This is a genomic window from Streptomyces glaucescens, assembly GCF_002154375.1.
Lineage (GTDB): Bacteria > Actinomycetota > Actinomycetes > Streptomycetales > Streptomycetaceae > Streptomyces > Streptomyces glaucescens.
In genome coordinates, this window is the sequence record NZ_MUND01000732.1 from 1 (window position 1) to 3,142 (window position 3,142).

At 73.6% G+C, this 3,142-nt stretch carries 4 protein-coding genes; 1 reads left to right on the forward strand and 3 read right to left on the reverse strand.

Going from position 1 to position 3,142, the window contains the following annotated elements:
- Nucleotides 1–232: 232 nt before the first annotated feature.
- Complete coding sequence (locus CCN42_RS36185; protein ID WP_086741575.1) at nucleotides 233–622, reverse strand: winged helix-turn-helix transcriptional regulator; 390 nt, start codon at nucleotides 620–622, stop codon at nucleotides 233–235.
- Nucleotides 623–662: 40 nt separating this feature from the next.
- Between CCN42_RS36185 and CCN42_RS36190 the strand changes: the two genes are divergently transcribed.
- On the forward strand, nucleotides 663–1,265 hold the full coding sequence (locus CCN42_RS36190; protein WP_086741578.1) for an NADPH-dependent F420 reductase: 603 nt from the start codon (nucleotides 663–665) through the stop codon (nucleotides 1,263–1,265).
- Here the strand turns inward: CCN42_RS36190 and CCN42_RS36195 are convergent.
- Entirely contained in the window at nucleotides 1,262–1,948 is a 687-nt protein-coding gene (locus CCN42_RS36195) for a glycerophosphodiester phosphodiesterase (RefSeq protein ID WP_086741576.1), read from the reverse strand. The genes CCN42_RS36190 and CCN42_RS36195 overlap by 4 nt on opposite strands.
- A 34-nt stretch (nucleotides 1,949–1,982) precedes the next feature.
- On the reverse strand, nucleotides 1,983–3,142 hold a 1,160-nt coding region (locus CCN42_RS36200), incomplete at its 5' end, for an adenosine deaminase (RefSeq protein WP_245877624.1).

Here is a 3,142-nt window from a genome sequence, read left to right on the forward strand (position 1 = left end):
ACGCGAGGGCCAGGGCGGGGGCGGCCAGGGGCCCGGCGGTCAGGGCGAGGGCGAGACCGGCGGTGAGCAGGACGGTGCGGCGGCGGGCGGGCATGACATGACTCCCGGGAAGATCGTGGGGTGACGGTGCGTGATCATCCTCGGTCGCCGCGTCCCGGGGCGGATCGTCGGTGAGGAGGGGGCCGGACCCTGGCCGGACCCGGAGCAACGGCTCGACGCAGCAAGGGTGTTGTCAGGATCGCCCCCTAGGGGACGGCCCGCCGCCCGGCTGCCGCTCGTGACGTTCCCGCGCCGCCATCACCTCGTCGCCGTGCTCGAACGCCCAGGCCCCGAAGGCGTCGATCGGCGCGAGCAACGTCCGTCCCAGCTCCGTCAGTCCGTACTCCACGCGGGGCGGCGCGCCGCCGTACGCCCGCCGCGTCACGAGCCCGTTGAACTCCAGCCGGCGCAGCGTCTCGGTCAGCACCTTCTGACTGATCCCGCCGATGCGCTCGCGCAGCTCTCCGGGGCGGGCCGGGCCGTCCTTCAACGCCCAGACCACCACCGAGTTCCAGGTGTTGGCGAGCAGATCGAAGGCGAGCCGGGCGCGGCAGTCGGCGAGGAAGCCCTGGTCAGTGGTCACACACCGAATGGTGCCCGAGCGGCTTCCTACCGTGCTGCCCATGCGCATCGGAATTCTCGGAACCGGAAACATGGCGGACGCGCTGGGCACCCAGTGGCGGCGAGCCGGACACGACGTCGTCACCGGAGGCCGCCGGGACGGCGGGCTGCGGGCCGCGGCCGACCACGGCACGGACGCGGTACTGCTGGCCCTGCCCTACGACGCGGCCGTGGACGTGGTCGCGGGGCTGGCCGACGCGCTGCGCGGGCGGACGCTCATCGACTGCACCAACCCGGTCGGCCCCGGCTTCACCCTCCGCACGGCGGGCGGCCCCTCCGCGGCCCAGCGCATCGCCGCCGCCGCGCCCGGCGCGCACGTCGTGAAGGCCTTCAACCTCTGCCATGTCGACGTCTGGCGGCTGACCCCGCCCGTCTTCGACGGCCGCCCGCTGGCGGTACCGCTGTGCGGCGACGACGAGACCGCCCTCTTTGCCGTACGACGGCTCGTCCGCGACCTCGGCTGCCTGCCGCTCGATGCCGGGGGGCTGGACCGGGCAGGACTGGTGGAGGCGACGGCGGCACTGCTGATCGGACTGTGGGTGGGGCAGGAGGCGGACGCCCAGGCCATCGCGCCCCCGCTGGAATACGCCGGGCCGCGCGGCTAACCGCGGCGGCGCAGGGCGCACAGGGCGTCGATGCGGTTGGTGGTGATGGAGTCCACGCCCGCGTCGATGAGACGGCGCATCGTCCGGACGGTGTCGGGGGTCCAGACCGAGAGGAGGTAGCCGTCGCGGTGCACCCGGGCGGCGAGGTCGCGGTCGACCAGGCCGAAACGGTAGTTGAGCCAGCGCGGACGCACCGCGTCCAGCAGCGCGGGTCGCGGCGGCGCCAGCGTCGTCCAGGTCAGGGCGATCTCGGCGGACGGGTCGGCGGCGCGCACCGCGAGCATCGCCGCGGCGCCCGCGCAGTAGTGGACGCGGTCCTCGGCCCGGCAGTCGTGGACCACGTCCACCACCCGGCGGGCCGCCCGGACGTCCGGGGAGCCCGGCAGATCCAGCATCACCCGGCTGTCCCCGGTCGCCGCCAGCGCCGCGGCCAGCGTCGGCACCCGACCGGCCGTCACCTCGTCCAACTCGGCCGCCGTCAGCGCCAGTACCGGCTTGTCCAGCTCCCACAGCCGCTTGAGCGTCTCGTCGTGCAGCAGCACCGGCACACCGTCCCGGGTCAGCCGTACGTCGATCTCGACCGCGTCCGCGCCCAGTTCGAGCGCGGCCCGCAGCGAGGGCAGGGTGTTCTCACGGGCGTGGTAAGGGGCGCCGCGGTGGGCCACGGCGGTCACGTTGCGCATGGGCCCATTGTGCTGGGGTCCCGCCCCGGACGGGTCAGGGCGCGATCCGGTCCGCGAGATACGCGTCGGTGTACGTGTCGATCTCGGCCGCCAGCCGGGCCTTGCCGGCCGGGTCCAGGAAGGACGCCTCCACGGCGTTCTTCGCCAGACCGGCGAGACCGCGCTCGTCCAGGTCGAGGAGGCGGGCGGCGACCGCGTACTCGTTGTTCAGGTCGGTGCCGAACATCGGCGGGTCGTCCGAGTTGATCGTGACGAGGACACCGGCGTCGGCGAACTCCCTGAGAGGGTGCTCGTCCAGGCTGCGGACCGCGCGCGTGGCGATGTTCGAGGTCGGGCACACCTCCAGCGCGATGCGGTGCTCGGCCAGGTGCGCCAGCAGCTTCTCGTCCCGCGCGGAACTGGTGCCGTGGCCGATGCGCTCGGCGCGCAGGTGGGTGAGGGCGTCCCAGACCGTCTGCGGGCCGGTCGTCTCGCCCGCGTGCGGCACCGAGTGCAGGCCGGCCGCGATCGCGCGGTCGAAGTACGGCTTGAACTGCGGGCGCGGCACGCCGATCTCCGGGCCGCCGAGCCCGAACGAGACCAGGCCCTCCGGGCGGAGGCGGTCGTCCGTGGCCAGCCGGGCCGTCTCCTCGGCCGACTCCAGGCCCGCCTCGCCCGGGATGTCGAAGCACCAGCGCAGTACGGTCCCGAACTCGGCCTCCGCCGCCTTGCGGGCGTCCTCGATCGCGTCCATGAACGCCTTCTCGTCGATGCCGCGGCGGGTGGACGAGAACGGGGTGATGGTCAGCTCGGCGTAGCGCACCTGCTGGCGGGCCAGCTCGCGGGCGACCTCGTAGGTCAGCAGACGGACGTCCTCCGGGGTGCGGATGAGGTCGACGACCGACAGGTACACCTCGATGAAGTGCGCGAAATCCGTGAACGTGAAGTAGTCGACCAGGGCCTCGGGGTCCGTCGGGACCTTCGAGTCGGGGTGGCGGGAGGCCAGCTCGGCGACGATGCGGGGGGAGGCGGAGCCGATGTGGTGGACGTGGAGTTCGGCTTTCGGCAGGCCGGCGATGAAGTCACCTGCGGTGGGCTTGGTGACGAGACGGTCGGTCACGGGTTCCTCCCCGGAGCGGCGCGCTGCCCTGCGGGGCTCGGCGCGGGTGATCGGCTGATCGGTGTCGTCATCGTAGGACGGGCCGGGGTGGGTGG

Bases quoted from the DNA above. Each gene is read 5' to 3' on its own strand.
- CCN42_RS36190 (WP_086741578.1), top strand. From the start codon at position 663: ATGCGCATCGGAATTCTCGGAACCGGAAACATGGCGGACGCGCTGGGC.
- CCN42_RS36195 (WP_086741576.1), bottom strand. From the start codon at position 1,948: ATGCGCAACGTGACCGCCGTGGCCCACCGCGGCGCCCCTTACCACGCC.